Source organism: Pandoraea sp. 64-18, from assembly GCF_001899225.1.
Lineage (GTDB): Bacteria > Pseudomonadota > Gammaproteobacteria > Burkholderiales > Burkholderiaceae > Pandoraea > Pandoraea cepalis.
In genome coordinates this window covers 118,284-134,841 of the sequence record NZ_MKVU01000006.1, presented here as the reverse complement: position 1 = coordinate 134,841, position 16,558 = coordinate 118,284, and the positions used below count along the sequence as shown (strand labels likewise).

General features: G+C 65.4%; 12 protein-coding genes. 6 read left to right on the top strand and 6 right to left on the bottom strand.

Translation table 11 applies throughout. The annotated features are described in order from the left end of the window. Nucleotides 1-47 precede the first annotated feature (47 nt). Nucleotides 48-1,889, bottom strand: coding sequence for an assimilatory sulfite reductase (NADPH) flavoprotein subunit (locus BGP02_RS03270; protein WP_268566385.1), 1,842 nt, complete (start codon nucleotides 1,887-1,889; stop codon nucleotides 48-50). 403 nt (nucleotides 1,890-2,292) lie between these two features. Between BGP02_RS03270 and BGP02_RS03265 the strand changes: the two genes are divergently transcribed. The 4 genes from BGP02_RS03265 to zapE all read left to right on the top strand — a co-directional run bounded on the left by BGP02_RS03265 (nucleotide 2,293) and on the right by zapE (nucleotide 9,223). Then, nucleotides 2,293-5,154 (top strand): 2-oxoglutarate dehydrogenase E1 component, encoded by a 2,862-nt coding sequence (locus tag BGP02_RS03265; RefSeq protein WP_085982684.1) that lies wholly within the window; start codon nucleotides 2,293-2,295, stop codon nucleotides 5,152-5,154. A gap of 90 nt (nucleotides 5,155-5,244) precedes the next feature. Beyond that, nucleotides 5,245-6,507 (top strand): 2-oxoglutarate dehydrogenase complex dihydrolipoyllysine-residue succinyltransferase, encoded by a 1,263-nt coding sequence (gene odhB / locus BGP02_RS03260; protein ID WP_286797721.1) that lies wholly within the window; start codon nucleotides 5,245-5,247, stop codon nucleotides 6,505-6,507. Between the two features lie 97 nt (nucleotides 6,508-6,604). After that, complete coding sequence (gene lpdA / locus BGP02_RS03255; protein WP_017231547.1) at nucleotides 6,605-8,032, top strand: dihydrolipoyl dehydrogenase; 1,428 nt, start codon at nucleotides 6,605-6,607, stop codon at nucleotides 8,030-8,032. A gap of 93 nt (nucleotides 8,033-8,125) precedes the next feature. Then, complete coding sequence (zapE, locus tag BGP02_RS03250; RefSeq protein ID WP_017231548.1) at nucleotides 8,126-9,223, top strand: cell division protein ZapE; 1,098 nt, start codon at nucleotides 8,126-8,128, stop codon at nucleotides 9,221-9,223. Nucleotides 9,224-9,262: 39 nt separating this feature from the next. Here zapE and BGP02_RS03245 read toward each other — a convergent pair whose 3' ends face one another. After that, a complete protein-coding gene (locus tag BGP02_RS03245) occupies nucleotides 9,263-9,550 on the bottom strand; it encodes a hypothetical protein (protein ID WP_157211310.1) in 288 nt (95 codons plus the stop codon). Between the two features lie 258 nt (nucleotides 9,551-9,808). On the opposite strand from BGP02_RS03245, the gene BGP02_RS03240 reads away from it, so the two are divergent. Then, nucleotides 9,809-10,459, top strand: a complete 651-nt coding sequence (locus BGP02_RS03240) for a DUF2939 domain-containing protein (RefSeq protein WP_017231550.1) — start codon at nucleotides 9,809-9,811, stop codon at nucleotides 10,457-10,459. A gap of 176 nt (nucleotides 10,460-10,635) precedes the next feature. Beyond that, nucleotides 10,636-11,118 (top strand): DUF2147 domain-containing protein, encoded by a 483-nt coding sequence (locus BGP02_RS03235; protein ID WP_017231552.1) that lies wholly within the window; start codon nucleotides 10,636-10,638, stop codon nucleotides 11,116-11,118. A gap of 421 nt (nucleotides 11,119-11,539) precedes the next feature. Here BGP02_RS03235 and BGP02_RS03230 read toward each other — a convergent pair whose 3' ends face one another. From BGP02_RS03230 to BGP02_RS03215, 4 genes are all read right to left on the bottom strand, one after another. Beyond that, nucleotides 11,540-12,772: a collagen-like triple helix repeat-containing protein gene (locus tag BGP02_RS03230; protein WP_261938442.1), complete on the bottom strand. Its 1,233-nt coding sequence runs from the start codon at nucleotides 12,770-12,772 to the stop codon at nucleotides 11,540-11,542. Nucleotides 12,773-12,812: 40 nt separating this feature from the next. Further along, a complete protein-coding gene (locus BGP02_RS03225) occupies nucleotides 12,813-13,544 on the bottom strand; it encodes a MarR family winged helix-turn-helix transcriptional regulator (protein ID WP_017231554.1) in 732 nt (243 codons plus the stop codon). 67 nt (nucleotides 13,545-13,611) lie between these two features. Continuing rightward, the gene (locus BGP02_RS03220; RefSeq protein ID WP_286797716.1) at nucleotides 13,612-14,775 is read right to left on the bottom strand and encodes a collagen-like triple helix repeat-containing protein; all 1,164 of its coding nucleotides are present in this window, start codon (nucleotides 14,773-14,775) and stop codon (nucleotides 13,612-13,614) included. Nucleotides 14,776-14,814: 39 nt separating this feature from the next. After that, a complete protein-coding gene (locus BGP02_RS03215) occupies nucleotides 14,815-16,536 on the bottom strand; it encodes a collagen-like triple helix repeat-containing protein (RefSeq protein WP_286797714.1) in 1,722 nt (573 codons plus the stop codon). Nucleotides 16,537-16,558: the final 22 nt, after the last annotated feature.

Genomic DNA, 16,558 nt, shown 5'->3' with positions numbered 1-16,558 from the left:
TGTCGGGGTAGACGGCGAAACGCGGTCGGAATCCGCGGCATCCGCGATCAGTACACATCGCGCTGATAACGCTTTTCGCGCTGCAACGTCTTCACATACTCGGCGGCGGCGTCCGGCGTCAGCCCCCCGTGTTGCGTCACGATGTCGATGAGCGCGGTGTTCACGTCGCGCGCCATTGCGTCGGCATCGCCACATACGTACAGGTGCGCACCTTCCTGCAACCAGGCATACAGTTCCTTGCCTTGTTCACGCATGCGGTGCTGTACGTAGACCTTGTCTTGCGTGTCGCGCGAGAACGCGAGGTCGATTTTGGTGAGCGCGCCGTCCTTCACATAGCGTTGCCATTCTCGCTGATAAAGGAAGTCGGTGCGGAAGTTCCGGTCGCCGAAGAAGAGCCAGTTCTTGCCGGGGGCGTCGAGCGCCTGACGTTCCTCGACGAACGCCCGGAATGGGGCAATGCCGGTCCCGGGACCGATCATGATGACCGGTGCGTGGCTATCCTGCGGCAGCTTGAAGTTACGGTTCGCCTCGATATAGATCGGCACCGTCTGTCCTTCGCGGGCGATGTCGGCAAGGTAAGTCGACGCCACGCCGCGACGCGCGCGGCCGTGGCTGTCGTAGCGAACGGCGCCCACGGTGATGTGCACCGCGCCCGGATTGGCGGCCAGACTCGACGCAATCGAGTACAGACGCGGCTGAAGCGTGCGCAGCGTGCCGACGAACTCGGCCGCCTTCACCTTGCGGGCCGGGAACTGGCGCACGACGTCGATCACGTCGCGGCCATGGAGATAGTCGCGCAGTGCCGTTTCGTTGCCCGCGCCAAGCAGGGCCTTCAGTTCGCTGGATTCCGCCAGCGCCGCGTATTTTTCGAGGAACGCGCGCGAGAGCGTTGTGATGTCGTAGGCGCGCAGGAAGGCGTCGCGCAGCGACAGTGTGCGGTCCTGCGTCGTCGTGGTGGCCTGCGGGTCGAGCGCTAACGTGTCGATCAGCGTGTCGACGAGCGCCGCGTCGTTCTGCGCGACCACGCCCAGCGCGTCGCCCGGCTCGTACGTGAGGCCCGAGCCTTCCAGCGAGAGTTCGACGTGATGGACTTCCTTGGAGGAGCCGCGTCCGGAGAGCGTGACGTTCTCGATCACGGCGGCATCGAATGGATGCTTGCGGCTGTATTGGCTCGATGCTGCGGCCGGTGCGATGCTGCTCGCAAGCGCGGCGAGGCTGAAACCTTCCGTCACGCCGGCGCTCTTGCCCGCGGCGGCCGGGGCCGCCACCCGCGACAGCGCTTCGACGGCCTCTTCGACCCAGCGCTCGGCCGGCGCGTCGTAGTCGACGTCGCTGTCGACGCGGGGCACGAGCCGTTGCGCACCCAGCGCGGCCAGCCGTGCGTCGAAGTCCTTGCCGGCCTGGCAGAACTTCTCATAGCTCGAATCGCCCAGGCTGAGGACCGCGAAGCGGGTGCCTTCGAGTTGGGGCGCCTTCGCGCCGTGCAGGAATTCGTAGAAGTCGCGCGCATCGTCGGGCGGCTCGCCTTCGCCTTGTGTCGACACGGCAACGAGCAGCAACTTGTCGTTCTTCAGGCGCGAGGCCTTGTAATCTCCCATCGCGAACAGATCGACCTTGAAGCCTGCGGCGACGGCGCGCGCCTTGGCGTGCTCGGCGACTTCCTGGGCGTGCCCGGTCTGCGAGCCATACAGAATCGTCACCGACGGGGCGGCAGGCCCGGCCGTTGCCGCGACCGGCGCCGGCGCACCGGCGTGTCGCACAGAGTGATTGATGCCCGCGAGAAATCCTCGCACCCAGGCGAGCTGCTCGCCGGAAAGGCCCTCGACCAGTTGGCTGAGCATCTGGGCTTGCTGAGCGGAAAGCGGTGTCGTCTCTTGCATGTCGTTCATGACTCCAGGGGCCGGACCTGGACGGACGCCGTGGCGGGGCCTACCCGTCGGGCGCCCCCAGACAGACCGGCAAGGGGATACTCACCACGATATCGGCTGGCTCTTAGAAATTAAAATAATAAAATTTAATTTTTATATATCTAATTCACATATGGGCATAAGGCGCAGGCGGGCTGGCGCAGCGCGAACCTGCGACGCATGCGGCGGTTACGTCGCAAGTCCCCGTGCGACGGCTTTCCGGGTCGGTGGGCGCTGGGAAAACGTGCTATGCTCCTCGCCGTGATTTATCAGGTCCTTCCAAGCACCACTTGATTCTCGCAATCCGCTAATCGGTCAGGCCGTGTCGCGGAAGGTTTCGTAACCCGCTATTTCTCGAGACACTCGTAGAAAAGGTGAGCGCAAAATGAGTTTGATGGAACAATTCCAAACGAACTCGTACCTCTTCGGCGGCAATGCCCCCTACGTTGAAGAACTGTACGAATCGTATCTAGACAATCCGGCTTCCGTGCCGGACAACTGGCGCCAGTATTTCGACGCGCTGCAAAACGTTCCCGCTGTTGATGGTTCCAACGCCAACGACGTGGCTCACGCCCCGATCGTGGAGTCGTTCGCCCAGCGCGCCAAGGCCAATGCCTTCGTGCCGCGCGCTGGCGCCTCCGACCTGGCCGTGGCCCGCAAGCAGGTGCACGTGCAGTCGCTCGTCGCCGCCTACCGCTTCCTGGGCGCCCGCTGGGCCAATCTGGACCCGCTCAAGCGTCAGGAACGTCCGGCCATTCCGGAACTGGAACCCGCGTTCTACGACCTGACCGAAGCGGATATGGACAGCGTGTACTCGGCCGAGAACACGTACTTCGGTTTCGAACAGGCCAGCCTGCGCGACCTGCTCAAGTCGCTGCGCGACACGTACTGCGGCTCGATCGGCGCCGAGTACATGTACATCAGCGACCCGGTGCAAAAGCGCTGGTGGCAAGAGCGTCTGGAGAAGGTGCGTGCCACGCCCAACTTCACCGCTGAAAAGAAGAAGCACATCCTCGAACGCCTGACCGCCGCTGAAGGCCTCGAGCGTTACCTGCACACCAAGTTCGTCGGCCAGAAGCGCTTCTCGCTCGAAGGCGGCGAATCGTTCATCGTGGCGATGGACGAACTCGTCCACCACGCTGGTGCCAAGGGCGTGCAGGAAATCGTGATCGGCATGGCCCACCGCGGCCGTCTGAACGTGCTGGTCAACACCCTGGGCAAAATGCCGGCGGACCTGTTCGCCGAATTCGAAGGCAAGCACGTCGACGATCTGCCGGCCGGTGACGTGAAGTACCACAAGGGCTTCTCGAGCGACGTTTCGACGGGCGGTGGCCCGGTCCACCTGTCGCTGGCGTTCAACCCGTCGCACCTGGAAATCGTGAACCCGGTGGTCGAAGGCTCGGCCAAGGCACGTATGGACCGTCGTGGCGAAGCCGACGCGGCCAGCGTGCTGCCGGTGCAAGTTCACGGTGACGCCGCATTCGCGGGGCAGGGCGTCGTGATGGAAACGCTGAACCTCGCGCAGACGCGCGGTTACGGCACGCACGGCACGGTGCACATCGTCATCAACAACCAGATCGGCTTCACCACGTCGGATCCGCGTGACGCCCGTTCGACGACGTACTGTTCGGACGTGGTCAAGATGATCGAAGCGCCGGTGCTGCACGTGAACGGCGACGATCCGGAAGCGGTCGTGCTGGCCATGCAACTGGCCCTGGACTTCCGTCAGGAGTTCAAGAAAGACGCCGTCGTGGACATCGTTTGCTACCGCAAGCTGGGCCACAACGAGCAGGACACGCCGGCGGTCACGCAGCCGCTGATGTACAAGAAGATTGCCCAACACCCGGGCACGCGCGCGCTGTACGTCGAGAAGCTGGTCACGCAAGGCGTGATTACAGCCGAGGAAGGCAACGCGTTCGTCGCGGCCTACCGCAAGGCCATGGACGACGGCCACCACACCGTCGACCCGGTGCTCTCGAACTACAAGAGCAAGTACGCGGTCGACTGGGTGCCGTTCCTGAACAAGAAGTGGACCGATGCCGGCGATACGGCCGTGCCGCTGAACGAACTCAAGCGTCTGGCCGAGCGCATCACCACGATCCCGGCGAACTTCAAGGTTCACCCGCTCGTCGAGAAGGTCATCAACGACCGTCGCAAGATGGGCGCGGGCGAGCAGCCGCTCGACTGGGGCATGGGCGAGCATCTGGCCTTCGCCTCGCTGGTCTCGTCGGGCTTCGCTGTGCGCCTGACCGGTCAGGATTCGGGCCGCGGCACGTTCACGCACCGCCACTCGGTGCTGCATGACCAGAACCGCGAGCGTTGGAACGACGGCACCTACGTGCCGCTGCAACACGTGGCCGACGGTCAGGCCACCTTCACGGTGATCGACTCGGTGCTCTCCGAAGAAGCCGTGCTGGGCTTTGAGTACGGTTACTCGACGGCCGAGCCGAACACGATGGTGCTGTGGGAAGGCCAGTTCGGCGACTTCGCCAACGGTGCGCAGGTCGTGATCGACCAGTTCATCTCGAGCGGCGAAGTGAAGTGGGGCCGCGTGTCGGGCCTGACGATGCTGCTGCCGCATGGCTACGAAGGCCAGGGTCCGGAGCACTCGTCGGCGCGTATCGAACGCTACCTGCAACTGTGCGCCGACACGAACATGCAAGTGGTCCAGCCGACCACGCCGGCACAGATCTTCCACCTGCTGCGTCGTCAGATGATCCGCCAGCTGCGCAAGCCGCTGATCGTGTTCACGCCGAAGTCGCTGCTGCGCCACAAGGAAGCCGTGAGCGACCTGTCGGAACTCGCCAAGGGCGGCTTCCAGACGGTGATCGGCGAAACCGATGCTTCGATCGACGCCAAGAAGGTCAAGCGCGTCGTCGCCTGCTCGGGCCGCCTGTACTACGACCTGATCGCCCGCCGTCGTGAAGACAAGTCGACCGACGTTGCGATCGTGCGTGTGGAACAGCTCTACCCGTTCCCGCACAAGGCGTTCGAGAACGAACTGAAGAAATACGAAAACCTTACCGAAGTGGTGTGGGCCCAGGACGAGCCGCAAAATCAAGGTCCGTGGTTCTACATCGAACACCACCTGATCGAAAGCATGAGCGCCGGTCAGAAGCTGGCTTACGCGGGTCGCGCGGCTTCGGCCTCGCCTGCCGCGGGCTACTACGCCAAGCACTACGAACAGCTCAAGCAGCTGCTCGATACGGCTTTCGGTCGCCTCAAGGGCGCGACCGTGGTGCAGTAACCGGTTAGGTCTTACAGCGGTCGTCCTCCCCCTGGGGACGGCCGCTGCCGTATTTCCGAATTGAACGTTTATCGAATCCAGGATCCAGAAATGGCCATTGTTGAAATCAAAGTCCCCCAATTCTCCGAGTCGGTTTCTGAAGGCACGCTGCTCGACTGGAAGAAGAAAGTCGGCGAAGCCATCGCCCAAGATGAAACCGTGATCGAAGTCGAAACCGACAAGGTCGTGCTGGAAGTGCCGGCGCCCGCCGCCGGCGTGCTCGTCGAAGTGACCGCCGCCGCTGGCGACACCGTGACGTCCGAGCAAATCATCGCGAAGATCGACACGGACGCCAAGGCAGGCGCCGCCGCACCGGTTGCTGCCAAGCCGGCAGAAGCCGCCGCGCCGGCCGCTGCCGCCTCGAGCGCGGCGCCCGTCGCCGGTGGCGCATCGGGTGGCATCGCCAGCCCGGCCGCTGCCAAGGTGCTGGCTGAGAAGAACCTGTCGACCACGGACGTGGCCGGCTCGGGCCGCGACGGTCGCGTGACCAAGGGCGACGCCCTGGCCGCTGGCGCCAAGCCGGCTGCCGTCGCATCGTCGATCCCGGCACCGGCCCCGCGCGCCGCGCTGCCGTCGGTGGCCGCTTCGGTGGGCCGCGACACGTCGCTTGAAGGCCGTCCGGAACAGCGCGTGCCGATGTCGCGCCTGCGCGCCCGTATCGCCGAGCGCCTGCTGCAATCGCAACAGACCAACGCCATTCTGACCACGTTCAACGAGGTCAACATGAAGCCGGTGATGGATCTGCGCAACAAGTACAAGGACAAGTTCGAGAAGGAGCACGGCGTGAAGCTGGGCTTCATGTCGTTCTTCGTCAAGGCCGCGGTCCACGCGCTCAAGAAGTACCCGGCCGTGAACGCCTCGATCGACGGTAACGACATCGTCTACCACGGCTACTTCGACATCGGTATCGCGGTCGGTTCGCCGCGTGGCCTGGTGGTGCCGATTCTGCGCAATGCCGACCAGCTGAGCCTGGCCGACATCGAGAAGAAGATCGCCGAATACGGCAAGAAGGCGGCCGACGGCAAGCTGTCGATCGAAGAAATGACCGGCGGTACGTTCTCGATCTCGAACGGCGGTGTGTTCGGTTCGATGCTGTCGACCCCGATCATCAACCCGCCGCAGTCGGCCATTCTGGGCGTGCACGCCACGAAGGACCGCGCGGTCGTGGAGAACGGCGAGATCGTCATCCGCCCGATGAACTACCTGGCCATGAGCTACGACCACCGTATCATCGACGGTCGCGAAGCCGTGCTGAGCCTCGTCGCCATGAAGGAAGCGCTGGAAGATCCGGCGCGCCTGCTGCTCGACCTGTAAGCGATAGCGCGCATTGCGCGGCGCTGCCCGGCCATCTTCGCATGGCCGGCGCGCCGCGCCTCCCCCTGCCGTCTACCTTCAGTGAGTCACAATCAAAATGGCAAAAGAATTTGATGTAGTCGTAATCGGCGCCGGCCCCGGTGGTTATATTGCCGCCATCCGCGCCGCCCAACTCGGTTTCTCGGTCGCTTGCGTCGAGAAATGGACCAACCCGGCCGGCAAGATGGTGCTCGGCGGGACCTGCCTGAACGTGGGATGCATTCCGTCGAAGGCGCTGCTCGCCTCGTCGGAAGAGTTCGAGAAGATCGGTCATCACCTGGCCGATCACGGTATCACCACGTCGGACGTCAAGATCGACATCGAGAAGATGCTCTCGCGCAAGCAGGGTATCGTCGACAAGATGACGGGCGGTATCGAATACCTGTTCAAGAAGAACAAGATCACGTGGCTCAAGGGTCACGGCACGATCATTGCCAAGAACGACGGCGGCTATCAGATCGATGTGAAGGGTGCCGAGGCCGAGTCCGTCACGGCAAAGAACATCATCATCGCTACCGGTTCGAAGGCGCGTCATCTGCCGGGCATGCCGGTCGACAACAAGCTCATCTCGGATAACGAAGGTGCTCTCTCGTTCGACACTGTGCCGAAAAAGCTGGGCGTGATCGGCGCCGGCGTGATCGGTCTGGAACTGGGTTCGGTATGGCGCCGCCTGGGTGCCGAAGTCACCGTGCTCGAAGCCATGCCGGAATTCCTGGCGGCGGCCGATGCCGGCGTTGCGAAGGAAGCGGCCAAGCAGTTCAAGAAGCAGGGACTGGACATCAACGTCGGCGTGAAGGTCGGCGAGGTCAAGACCGGCAAGAACAACGTCACGATCAGCTACACGGACAAGGACGGCAACGCCAAGACGCTCGACGTCGATCGTCTGATCGTGTCGGTCGGCCGCGTGCCGAACACCGATGACCTCGGCCTGGGCAACATTGGTTTGGCGACCGATGAGCGCGGCTTCATTCCGGTGGACGACCACTGCCGTACCAAGCTGCCGAACGTGTACGCGATCGGCGACGTGGTGCGTGGCCCGATGCTCGCGCACAAGGCCGAAGACGAAGGCGTGCTGGTGGCGGAAGTCATCGCTGGCCAGAAGCCGCACATCGACTACAACTGCATTCCGTGGGTGATCTACACGTCCCCGGAAATTGCCTGGGTCGGCAAGACCGAGCAGCAATTGAAGGCCGAAGGCCGTGAGTTCAAGCCGGGTCAGTTCCCGTTCGCGGCCAACGGCCGTGCGCTGGGCATGGGCTCGTCGGACGGTTTCGTGAAGGTGCTGGCCGATGCCAAGACCGACGAGATCCTCGGCGTGCACGTGATCGGCCTGAACGCTTCGGACCTGATTGCCGAAGCCGTGGTGGCGATGGAGTTCAAGGCGGCGTCGGAAGACATCGGCCGTATCTGTCATCCGCACCCGTCGCTGTCGGAAGTGATGCGTGAAGCCGCCCTCGATGTCGAGAAGCGCGCGCTGAACAAGTAAGTCGCTTTACGCTGACAGTACGATCAAAGGCGAGGCAACTCGCCTTTGTTTTTTCCCCGATTTCCTCTGCCCCCCGGCCGGTCGCCGCACCGCATGAACGTTCGCGAATACTATCAACAGGAACTGGCCGCGCGCGGCTACGAGCCCGATGAGGCGCAGGAGCGCGCCGTCGAGCGTCTGCAACAGTGCTACGACGAATGGGCGGCATACAAGGCCAGGCGTTCGAGCACCCTCAAGAAGTGGCTCGTGCATCCCGATCTGCCCAAGGGCGTGTATCTGTGGGGCGGGGTGGGCCGTGGCAAGAGCTTCCTGATGGACAGCTTCTACTCGGTGGTGCCGCTGCAGCGCAAGACGCGTCTGCATTTCCACGAGTTCATGCGTGAGGTGCATCATCAGTTGCAGGCGCTCAAGGGGCAGCCCGATCCGCTCGACGAATTGGCCAAACGCATCGCCAAGCGGTATCGCCTGATCTGCTTCGACGAATTCCACGTCTCCGATGTGGCCGACGCCATGATCCTTCACCGCCTGCTTGCCGAGCTGTTCAAGAACGGCGTGCAGTTCGTGATGACGTCGAACTATCGTCCCGACACGCTGTACCCGGACGGCTTGCATCGTGATCGCGTGCTGCCTGCGATCCGGCTGCTTGAAGAGAAGCTTGACGTGCTCAATGTCGACGCCGGCATCGACTATCGACGCCGCACGCTGGCGCAGGTGCAGGTCTATCACTATCCCCTTGGCAACGAGGCGAATCGAGCGCTGCGTGCGGCGTTTGCCGAGATCGCCGGGGTTCCCGACGAGAGCCCGGTGCTGCATATCGAGCAGCGCGAGCTGAAGGCCCTGCGTCGCGCGGGCGGCGTGGTGTGGTTCAACTTCCATATGTTGTGCGGGGGCCCACGTTCGCAGAACGACTATCTCGAACTGGCCAACCGCTTCCACACCGTCGTGCTATCGGACGTGCCGAAGATGACGCCGCGCATGGCGTCGGAGGCGCGCCGCTTCACATGGCTCGTCGACGTTTTCTACGACCACAAGGTCAAGCTGCTGATGTCGGCGGAAGTCGCGCCCGAGGAGTTGTACGTGGAGGGCACGCTCGCTAACGAGTTTGCTCGGACGGTGTCGCGTCTGGTGGAGATGCAGTCATTGGAATATCTTGAAGCTCCGCGTCGCGTGGTGGATACGTCGCTCACCTGAGCGTTGCGCGCGGCGTGTAGACCGCTCGCGGGTTTGCGCTCAGCGTGAACGCGTGCCGCGATCGCCATGATCGCGCCCACGCGGGGCGTCGGCGGGCGGTGGCGGGGGCGCTTGCCGCTGTTCGCGCAGATGGTTGTAGATGTCGCCGCGCAAGTCGCCCTGCGGCCGTACGGCCTGAGGCGGCGGCCGTGACGGTTCAGGCCGTGCGCCGCCGCGGTGATTGCCGCGTCCGTCGGGGCGCTCGGCGCCCTGTGCAAACCAACTCTGGAAAAACCGGCTGTTCGACCACGGATGTGCCGTTGCGCCATGGGCGGTGACGGCCAGCATGACGCAACACGTCATCCGGACAAGTCGGGCGAGCCGCATGGTGCCACCTCCTTGTCGGTTGAACTGCCGCGTACCCTGCACGTACCATGCTCTGCCGAGTGGGCGAGCGCCGGAACGTGTCACGTATTTGCGGCCACGTTTCCAGAGTAAAAGGGCGCGGCGTCGCTTGCTGTAAAGATTTGTAAAGCAATGTAAGCCAGCAGGGGAGAGTTGCAGTACGTCGCCTACCATGCGCAGTTTGATTGACGGAGTTTTGCCATGCGTAAGCTGTCAAGGATCGCGATATCCCTCGGGGCACTGATTGTCGTGCTGGGTCTACTTTTCGGCACGCCGTATTACACGTTGTGGCGGGCGCGCGACGCGGCCGATGCGCGCGATGCGGCGGCGCTGTCGTCGTACGTCGACTATCCGGCCGTGCGTGAAAGCCTGAAAACGAGTCTTCACGACGAACTCTCGCGTCAGATGGACAAGCAGCGTGGCAACGCCTTCGGGGCCCTTGCCCTCGCGCTCGGTGGGTGGGTGTCGGATCGCGTTGTGGAGGCGTTGCTCACGCCGGAAGCGGTGGCGGCCATGCTGCGGGGTGACAGCACCGGATTGCCGCCAGCGCCCGGAGCGCCCGCGCCGCGCGATGCGGCACCGCAGGCGCAGGACAGCGCCCCGCTGGCGGCTCCGCCGGCCGCAGCCGACCCCTATGCCGCCAACTTGCCCGACGCGCGCTCAGGTGATGCGTCGCCGTCGTCGGGCAACACACCGCCGCGCACCACCACGCGGACCGAGTTTCAGGACTTCAATCATTTCCTTGTCCATGTGTCGCGCAGCGACCGTCCGACGCGCATCGTGACGTTCACGCTGACGCGACGCAATCTCGTGCAGTGGCGTCTGACCGCGATTGCCTTGCCGCCGTTGTAATCGTCGACGGCGGGCGGGCGCTCGGCGCGCGCGGCGATTTCGGCTAGAGGACTTCCTCAGCACGGCGTTACGCCTTTGGCGTAATCTGCAAAGCGACTCGCGCGAGTAGCGGTGCGGTGATGACGGCTATCGTGAGTCCTACGACAATCAATTCCGTATCCGGGAGGATGACAATCATGAAGCAAATTTCGAACGCGACGTCGTGGCGACGTCTGGGGGCGCACGCGCTCGTTGCAGTGGCATTGTTGGGTGGCGTTGCCAAGGCGGCAATCGCGGCCAATGACATGTCGCCGGTCGGCGTATGGAAGACCATCGACGACAACACCGGCAAGCCGAAGGCGCTTGTCACGATCTCGGAAAAGGACGGTGAATACGTGGGCGTCGTCACCAAGGGCCTTGGCGAAAACGACGATCCGGCGCGTGTGTGCACGGCCTGCACCGACGCGCGCAAGGGACAGAAGATGCTGGGCATGCAGATCATTCGCGGCATCCGCAAGGATGGCGAAGTGTATGACGGCGGCAAGATCCTCGATCCGGAAAATGGCATGGAGTACAGCTGCAAGATCACCGTGATCGACGGCGGCAAGAAACTCGACGTGCGTGGCTACCTCGGGATTTCGCTGCTCGGTCGCACGCAGACCTGGATCCGAGACCAGTAATCGGCGTCGCGTCGGGGGCGTTGCTACGATTCTTCTGCACCGCCACTGCGCGATAGGCAGATTCGGCAGGACGCCCAAGGCAAGAAGACCCGGACGAGTACTCGTCTGGGTCTTTTTTGTTGGCGTGCGAGCGCGACGCTAACGCAACACGCAACAACGTCACAGCGCGGTGGCCGCAACGTGTCATGAGATCGCCGACCTCGACGACTTCGATCACGTTCACAGCCGTCTGTCGGAATGAGCGACCGCTCGACGCCAGACACGGCAAAGCCCGGCCAGTGTCGCTTCACTGTCCGGGTTTGCCGTCGTCATTGGGCCTGCACCCCGCCGACGTTCCCCCCTCTCGCGATCTTGCGACGCTTCGGTACGTCGCGCTACTCTCCCATCCCCTGTCTCGTCACTGTCCCGCTGCCGTCTAGCTTTATTTGGCCACGCCGCCCAGCAGTCCCGTCACCGGCGCAAGGAGGCCGCTTGCGCCGCCCGTGCCGCTCGTGCTACCGGAACCGACGCTGGCCAGCGTCGCAAGCGGCGCAGTGACCGTGTTCAGCAGCGCCGTGACGGGGGCCAGCGCAGTGCCAGCACCGCCGCTGGCGCCCGAGGGACTCGTCACACCGCCCAACAGGCCCGTGACGGCCCCCAATGGATTGCTGCCGGACGCGCCCGTCGCACTCGACAGCCCGCCGAGCAAACCGGTGAGCGCGCCCAGCGGATTGTTGCCGCTCGCCGTGGTCGGCGTCACCGTGGTGTTCCCCACGTTGGCGAGCACGTTGCCGAGCGCATTCGGTTGCGTCGCGCTGGTGCTCCCTGAGAGCAGGCCGCCCGCACTCGTGACGGTGTTGCCCAGCGCCATGAGCGGATTGCCAAGGCTTGCGACAGCGGCGTTCGGTGCGGCCGCCTTGACCTGCGCGCCGGTCGAATTCAATGCGCCGCCCAGTGTGCCGAGCAGACCGGCCGCCGGAGTGCCCAGACCGGTGGTGTTGCCGAGCGTCTGCGTTGTCGTCGTGAGCGTATTGGTGATCGGTGTGATGGCCGACGAGAGGGCCGTCGTCGCTTGAACGACGGGGGCGCTCGTCAGTGCCTGAGTGAGTGCCGAACCGCCTTGCACGCCCCCCTGGCCAACGGTCGCGACGGCGGTGCCCAGCACGCCCGTGAGCGTGTCGATCGGTGTGTTCGCCAGCGGGCCACTCTTGCCGATGCCGGCAACGCCGCTGCCGAACAATACCCCGGCATTGCCGAGATCGGACACAACACCGCCCGTGCTCGCGAGCGTGGTGCCGACCGGGTTCGTGCCGGACGTGCCGAGCTGGCCCAGTCCGCTACCCACGCCTATGCCCAGGTCCGTGACGGCATTACCCGTTTGCGTGAGCGCGCCGCCGAAACCCTGCGTGGCTTGCGTGGATACACCCGGCACCGTCGTGCCGGCGACCTGATTGCCGAGCGCGCTCACCACCGAGCCGACCGAACTGACGACACCGGCGCTGCTCGTGGTCGGATTCGTGGGGTTGGTCGGCGTGACGGGATTTGTCGGGTCCGACGGGTTGGTCGGCGTGTTCGCCGTGGCGCCGCTGCCGCCGCCCGAACTGGAGCAACCGGTAACACTGACGATGCTCGCCACCAGCACGGCAAGCATCGTGGGACGCAAAAGCTTCGACATGAGTTTTCTCCTCGTTGGGGTCGTGGTCATCGAGGTGCGCTCAGACCTTGGTCGACGCACTTCGGCCATTGGCGACCAGACCGGCGATGTCCTGATCGGCCTCGAAGCGAAGACGGAAGGTTTCGCTCTTCAGGGTGCGGATGCTCTGCACCAGGAAATCGTGAATCGCGGCGAGTTCGCTCTGGTCGTATGCCGCGCTGACCGCCGTGAGTTCGCGCGAGACTGAGGACAGGAACTGTTCGATCTGAGCGCAACGCTCTTCGATGGGGTGGATCATCACCATGCGCCGGTCGTGCGGGTTCTTCTCCCGCTCGACGAAGCCCGCGCGCTCGAGCCGATCGATGACCGTGGTGATGCCGCCCGAGCTGACGCCCATGAGTTCGGCGAGCTGGCCCGCGGTAATCGACTCGATTTCAAGGATGAGATCGAGCGCGTTCAGGTCGGTGACATTCAGGCCGAGCTGCTCGGCAAGCGCTGCGTGATACAGCGCCGTGTACACGGCGAGCCGGCGTCCGAGCGAGCGGACGATGCCGGCGACGAGATCGTTACGGTTCGTGTGTCGGTCGCTCATGGTGCCGTGCGATGTGTTGAGCGGGGAGGCCGTCGACGTCGCCCCGGAGGCGGCGCCCGAATCGACGCCGTATGTGTTGTGGCGGTGGCCGGCGGCGAACCCGTTGCCGGTGTCGCGCATGGCGACGGGTTCGGAAAGTTGCGGGGCGCAATCGCCATGACCGCGCATCAGAACGCTGGTGTCGGGAATGAAGCGGGCCATGGCATCTCCTTATCGATGAATCACGTGGTGCGCGCGCGATTCGCGCGACGCACCATTGGACTGGCGATTACTTGCCGACGCTGGCCACACTGCCGAGCAGGCTGGTGACCGGTGCGAGCAGTCCCGTCAGACCGCCCGTTGCGCCGCCCGAGCTACCGCCAGCCGTGCTCGTCACACCGGAGAGCAGGCTCGTGACCGGGGCCAGCGGGCTGCTGCTGCCGCCCGACGTGGCGCCACTCACCCCGCCGAGCAGGCCGGTGACCGGCGCGAGCGGGCTGCTGCCCGAACCGCCGAGGCCGCCGAGCAATCCCGTGACCGAGCCGAGCGGGTTCGACGAACCGCCTGCGGTCGTCGTGCCCAGGTTGCCCAGCAGCGATCCGAACGGATTCGCCGAGCCGGTGGAGGTGCTGCCGTTCAGGAACGTGCCGACGCCACCCACGGTGTTGCCGGTGGCAATCACCGTGTTGCCGAGTGCGGTGACGACCGGGTTCGACGACGTACCCTGCATCGTCGTGCCGACCGTGGCGACGCCGCCGCCGACCGTCTGCAGCAAGCCCTGTACCGGACTGCCCAGGCCCGTGGTCATTCCCACGGTGCGGGTGGTGTCGGACACGACATTGGTGATCGGCGTGATGGCCGACGAGAGCGCCGTGGTGGCCTGAACCACCGGGCCGCCCGTGAAGGCCTGTTTCAGGATCGCACCGCCGGCGATGCCACCTTGGCCGACGGTCGCGACCACGTTGCCAAGTGCCCCGGTCAGCGTATCGACGGGCGTGCCTGCCAGCGGACCGCTCTTGCCGACACCGGCGACGCCGCTGCCCAGCGACACGCCCGCCTGACCGAGGTCGGTCACGACATTGCCCGTGCTCGCGAGCGTGGTGCCGACCGGATCCGCCGAGGCACCCGTTTGGCCGAGACCGCTGCTCACGCCGTTGCCGAGGGCGGTGACGGCGTTGCCGGTCTGCGTGAGCGCACCGCCGAAGCCCTGCGACGCTTGCGTGGACACGAGCGGCAATTGGGTGCTGGAAACCTGATTGCCCAAGGCGCTGACGACGTTGCCGGCGGAACTCACGACGCCGCCTGCGCCGGTGGCGGTCGTGCCGACGGCATTCGGGGTGCCCGAGGTGCCGCCCGAAGCGCCGCTCCCGCCGCCGCCGCTGGAGCAGCCGGTGAGGGCGATGAGGCCGATGGCGGCCGAAGCCAGGAGGGTGCGTTGAAGTGCGTTGGTCATGATGTCTATCTCCCTAGATCGTTCTGGATGGATGCCTGGTTACTTCTTGGCGCCGAGCAAGCCGCCGAGCAGATTGGTCACCGGCGCGAGCGGGCCGCTGCTGCTACCCGAGCCTGTGGCTCCGCCGACCGTGCCTGTCACGGAACTGAGCAGCGCCGTCACCGGGGCCAGAGCACCGCCTGCCGCCGTGCCACCCGTCCCCGTCGAAGCGCCGCCGGTGGCGGTGCCAAGGGCACCGGTCAGGCCAGAGACGAGGCTCGTGACCGGAGCCAGCGGATTGCTGCCCGAGGCGCCGCCGGTAGCACCGCCGGTAGCACCGCCGAGCGCGCCCGTCAGGCCGGAGACGAGGCTCGTGACCGGAGCCAGCGGATTGCCGCCCGAGGCGCCGCCCGTGGCACCGCCGAGCCCGCCGGTCAGGCCCGAGACGAGGCTCGTGACCGGAGCCAGCGGATTGCTGCCCGAGGCGCCGCCCGTGGCACCGCCGAGCCCGCCGGTCAGGCCCGAGACGAGGCTCGTGACCGGGGCCAGCGGGTTGCTGCCCGAGGCGCCGCCCGTGGCACCGCCGAGCGTGCCGGTCAGGCCGGAGACGAGGCTAGTGACGGGCGCCAGCGGGTTGCCACCCGAGGTGCCGCCCGTGGCACCGCCGAGCGTGCCCGTCAGGCCGGAGACGAGGTTCGTGACCGGAGCCAGCGGGCCGGCGCCAGCGCCACCACCGAGGCCACCGGGCAGCCCGCCAAGGAGCGAGGTGAGCGGGGCGAGGGGGTTGGTGCTCGTCGGGGTGCCGTGGACCGCGCCGCCCAGGCTGGCCACCGTGTTACCCACGCCCGCCACGATGCCGCCGACGTCCGTGGCCACCGGATTGTTGAGCTGACCGGCGATCTGCGTGCCGACACCGGCCAGGCCGCCGCCGATTTGCGCCAGCAGTCCGGAAACCGGCGTGCCGAGGCCTGTCGTGTTACCGACCGTTTGCGTGGTATTGGTCACGACGTTCGTGATCGGCGTGATGGCCGACGAGAGCGATGTGGTCAGTTGCTGCACCGGGCCGCTCGTGATCGTCTGCGTCAAACCGCTGCCGAGGCTTTGGCCTGCCATGCCTACCGACGTCACGACACCGCCAAGCAGCGTAGTTACGCCATTGACCGGCGTATTAGCCAGCGGACCGGTCTGCCCGAGGCCGGCGACGGCGCTACCCAGTTGCGTGCCGGCCGTGCCGAGGTCGGTGACCGCGCCGCCCACGCTGGCGAGCGTCGGATTGAGCGGATCGCTCACCGAACCCAGCTTGCCGAGACCGTTCGTGAGGCCATTGCCAAGGGTCTGCACAGCGTTGCCGGTCGAGACGGCGGCGCCGGCGAGACCACTTTGCGTTTGCGTGCTGACCAGCGGCAGTTGCGTGCCGGCCAGCGTGGTGCCCAGATCGCTAACGGTCTTGCCGACTTGCGTCACGACACCCGTGCTCGCAGTGGCGGCCACGGTGCCGATCGGGTTGGTCGCGGCGCTGCTTCCGGTGCCGCCGTTCCCGCTGCCGTCTCCATTGCCGCCGCTTCCGTTCCCACTTCCGCCGCCGCCATTGCCGCTGAGGCCCGAACCGTCGGTCACCGTGCCGGCGCCCGTTCCGCCGCCGCCGCCGCCGGTGCCGGCGCTGGTGCCGCTATCGCCGAGCGACCCGCTGGTTCCGCCGGAGCCCGAACTCGCGCAGCCGGTCATCGTGACGATCGCGAGCAGGCAGGCGGAAGCGAGAAGATGGCGTTGAATGTTTTTCATGATGATGTCCTCTGGTCTGTAT